The following is a 4,007-nucleotide window of genomic DNA, read 5'->3' on the forward strand; positions in this document are numbered from 1 at the left end:
ACGTAACCTGCGCGCTAGACCGAATGGATCTCGCCCGCCCGGGCCCGTGGTGGATTTCAGCGATCTCATCACCTCGTTGCCGCGTCGTGACCGCCGTTCTGAGGCCGGGTGCGGTCACTGCCGCGCCACTTCCGCAGCGCGGCAGGCCTTTCGGCAAGCAGATGGCCAATCATCAATTGGCGTGCACAAGCGTCTGCCCGCCGACCCTGAACTGGCGTTTTGCTAGATTCCGGATGTTCCAATACAGTTCTCGGTCAATCACCAAAGTGCCGTAGTACCAGGCAAAGTGGCACAAATTACATAATGGCAACTGGGGTGGTAGTTGCCACAAATGTGATGTGTCGACGGCGGCCAACTCTTGCGTCGCTGGAGCGGTAACACGCGCAGCAAATTTCAGTCTGGCATGCATCTGGTCGATCGGTGCGTAGTCGCCGCACGGCGACCAGTGCGCAGTCCAATCCTGTTTAGCGCCGACAGGCGGGATTGGAGGGGGTGTTTGTGCCCGACACGCGGATTCACGAGTTCAAACCCCCACAGAGGAGAGCAAAACCATGCCGAGAGTCGACCGATCGATGGAGACGTTCGGAAAACAGAAACAAGTAAAGAAGGTCATCGCCAGCCTCCTCGTTGCCTCTGGCCTCGGAGGTGCCACTTTGCTTTCTCCGTTCACGCACCGGCATGCAGCGGTCGCGGTTGAGCAACGGCCGGCGGGTCACGCAATCACCAAAGCGGCCGCAGCTGTCATCCCTGCACCGGTGGTCGTGACCAAAGACTCCAGCGCGCAAGACATCGTCAAGGCCATCGTGAGCCAGGGCCATGCCGCCAGGCTGAGCGAGGACCAGATCAGGGCCGTCATCGCCACTGCGAAGATCGAATCGAGTTTCCGCCCGACCGCGTCCGGTGGTGTTCAGGCTTACGGCGGCTCTGGGGCCGCGGCTGATGAGGTCATCGGCCTGTTCCAGGAGAAAGCCAGTTTCGGCACCGTCGCCGAACGCCAAGACCCCAACAAGGCGATCGCCCGATTCATCGCCCGGTTCACGGACGCCCTGAAGAAATACGGCATCACTAGCGACACTGTGCTGGCGGCCACGATCGCGCAGAACCCACAACTGCTCAAGTACCACGGCGGAGCCGGAACTCACTACTACAACACCGTCAAGGCCGCGATGAGCCCGGCCGCAGACTTGTACCGCCAGGCCGCCGGCGCCATGCTGCAAACATCCACCTAACTCTGGATGTTTCGGGGCGCCGCGGGACGCGGAGGGCCACTTAGGATCCATGTGACACACCGAGTCCGCCACACTGCGAAAGTCGCAGACTAAAAACGAGACTGGACAACCGGACAATCAAAGCCGTTGGGCAGCAGGGCAAAACGGAACAGTCTACAGGTAACTCTGCATATTCGATTCCGCCATGTTGCGCCGTGCCGGACACCAATGGGACGTCATGGATCTCGCCGTCTATGACCCGCGTCGTAGATCCTTCGGTGCTACGAAAGCCGGGAGCGCCTGCGCCACTCACGTGGTTCGGGTATGGTCCGGGCCGGGCGAGGGTTCCACTGTAACTTGACCCACACCACACGAAGACGCGGGAGGAAACCCATGAGGACGATCGCATACCGCCGCACGGCAGTCGTCGGCCTGGCCGCCGCCGCGCTGATCACCGTGGGCTGCAGCAATGGCAAGAGCGTCGACGCGTCGGCGCCGCCTCAGGTCGAGTTGATCGCCACGTCTGAAACCCCGGCGCCGCCCACTGAAGTGAAGCTCATCGGGGAGAGAGACGTCGCTGTGACGCTGACCGGCCCGATCGCTGCCAAGTACTCGTCGGCAACCGAGACTCAGAGGGAGGCTCTCGGCAAGCCATTGACGGGTGACCGCAACGCGGGAGCACGGGAGAGCGGCGTGGTGTTCCAGCAGTTCCAGGGCGGCGTGATCACCGCCAAGAACGACGAGGCGGGCACGCCTGCGTATATCACCTGGGGCAAGATCCGGGAGGCCTGGAATATCCCACGCGACCCGGACGGCGTGCCTGCGGTCACCGGCGACAACGGCTCGGTAGGTCCGCTGGGCGCCCCCACCAGCGACGAGAACGCCGTCGACGATCTACTCGTGGAGACGTTCGAGCACGGCAAGATCGCGTACAACACGAAGACCGGCCAGACCGAGGTGACGGTCAACGGCAAGGTCGTACCATCCGGGCTGTAGACGGCGGTGACGATTCGTGCCGAGGACCTGCGGCATTGCTCGAGCCATGCAGCGACAAGGACGGGACGTGACTTGATGGCCGGCGGCGGTGTGCTGCTGTGAGGTTGGTGGTCCGTCCTGCCGACGCAAATGATTGGCCTCCATTCCTCTTTTGCGGCTAGCGTCCATGGTGTGAGTGCTCGATTACCGTGGCGTTTGCTGGTGCGGCCGATGACTGCCGACGACGCTTCGTCTGTGGCCGGGTGGCGATACCGGGATTGGTGGTCTGTCTACGACCTGATGTCGCCTGCGGGCATCCTGGATGAACTCAATCTTTACTGGGCAGTCACCGATACGTCCGGCGCCTTGGCTGGCTTTGTATGTGTCGAGGCCGCAGCAAGAGTCCAAGGCCTGGATGCGGACGCTCGTTTCGTCGATGTCGGCGTCGGGATGGATCCCGACCTTGTAGGTCAGGGGATAGGGCCGGTGTTTGGAGAGGCGGTGCTCGATCACGTCGGACGCCTGTGCCCTGAGAAGTCGACGCGGGCGGTGATACAGGCCTGGAACGTGCGTAGCCAGCGGTTCGCGCTGAAGCAGGGATTCATTGACGTCGGTGAATTGGCAAGCACACAGGGCCGCCGGCAGGTCCATTACCGGATTCTGGTGAAGACCCTTGCGTCGCATCGCACTCCGGTGCAGGCAGCATCAGTCGTGGAGTGAAGTTCAGCTCGACGACGATTGGGGTCGGGTAATCGTCCAGCAGTGTTCTGGCCGTGAGGCGGGGGGAACTTGCGATCGATGATGGTGGCGGCAGACGACGGCACGTTGCTTCACGTCGGTTGCGCCGGCGATGGTCCGGATGTCGTGGTGCTGTCCGGCGGACCCGGTTGTGTTCACTACCTGGAGGATGAGGCGCTGGCACCTCGCGGGATGCGAGCGTGGTATCCGGAGCCCCGGGGAGTTGGCCGCTCCGAAGGTGGGCCGCACGATCTGTGCCAGGCAGTCGCCGATCTCGAAGCTGTACGGCGATCCCAACGTATCGCCAGTTGGGTGGTGCTCGGCCACTCCTGGGGTTCTGATCTGGCAGTGCGTTACGCCTTGGATCATCCCGACCGAGTTGCGTCCGTCGTGGGCGTGGCGGGGCACGGGCTACACAAGGACCGTACCTGGTCGCAGATCTATGAGGCATCACAGCATCTGGAGGAAGATCTCGAAATCGTTTGGGAACCAGCCGTTCACACTGCACTCAGCGCTTCATTCGTGCAGTGGATCCATGAACCCGATCTGCTTCGTCGACTGGCCGACTCCGACGTCGCCATGACCTTTCTCGCCCCGCAGCACGACATCCGTCCGTCGTGGCCGCTACAGCAATTGGCCGCGTTGGTCAGTCACGGCAGATTCGAGGAGCTACCCGGCGTCGATCACAATCTGTGGTCGACCCATCCACAGGTCTGGGCTGACTGCGTCACTGCGGCGTGCGGCATGCAGGCCTGATCAATTGCTGCATGGGGCGGCGAAAGGGTCGGGCGTGAGTGCGCTGGACATCGGAGGCACCTACTGTTCGCCGAGGGTAAGCACCTTGTTCGCCGCCTCGGCGATCAAGTCGCTCAGGTCGACAGCCAAGTCTTCGGTCCATCGGCTGTATGCGTATTGGAATGCCGCCATCCCGACTTGCGCGGTGAGCCGAGCTGTCACGCGCTGGTGTCCGCGCACGACAAGGGCCTCCGGGCGGTTCGCCACGAGGATCGGTACCAAGGCGGTGAACGACCGGGCCACGAGGCTCGCGCGTGACGATTGTCGGTCGGGATGCGGACAGACTTGCGG

General features: G+C 62.7%; 5 protein-coding genes. 4 read left to right on the plus strand and 1 reads right to left on the minus strand.

Features of this window, described 5'->3' with window-relative positions; genetic code table 11:
- Positions 1–551 precede the first annotated feature (551 nt).
- The 4 genes from ACRDUX_RS05410 (at position 552) to ACRDUX_RS05425 (ending at position 3,677) form a co-directional block, all read left to right on the plus strand.
- Complete coding sequence (locus tag ACRDUX_RS05410; RefSeq protein ID WP_526411743.1) at positions 552–1,229, plus strand: hypothetical protein; 678 nt, start codon at positions 552–554, stop codon at positions 1,227–1,229.
- A 372-nt stretch (positions 1,230–1,601) separates the two neighbouring features.
- Complete coding sequence (locus ACRDUX_RS05415) at positions 1,602–2,204, plus strand: LGFP repeat-containing protein (RefSeq protein WP_526411745.1); 603 nt, start codon at positions 1,602–1,604, stop codon at positions 2,202–2,204.
- 129 nt (positions 2,205–2,333) lie between these two features.
- On the plus strand, positions 2,334–2,903 hold the full coding sequence (locus ACRDUX_RS05420) for a GNAT family N-acetyltransferase (RefSeq protein WP_526411747.1): 570 nt from the start codon (positions 2,334–2,336) through the stop codon (positions 2,901–2,903).
- Between the two features lie 78 nt (positions 2,904–2,981).
- Positions 2,982–3,677 (plus strand): alpha/beta fold hydrolase, encoded by a 696-nt coding sequence (locus ACRDUX_RS05425; RefSeq protein ID WP_526411749.1) that lies wholly within the window; start codon positions 2,982–2,984, stop codon positions 3,675–3,677.
- Between the two features lie 60 nt (positions 3,678–3,737).
- Here ACRDUX_RS05425 and ACRDUX_RS05430 read toward each other — a convergent pair.
- On the minus strand, positions 3,738–4,007 hold a 270-nt coding region (locus ACRDUX_RS05430), incomplete at its 5' end, for a hypothetical protein (RefSeq protein WP_526411751.1).

Source organism: Mycobacterium sp. (assembly GCF_050701675.1).
GTDB lineage: Bacteria > Actinomycetota > Actinomycetes > Mycobacteriales > Mycobacteriaceae > Mycobacterium.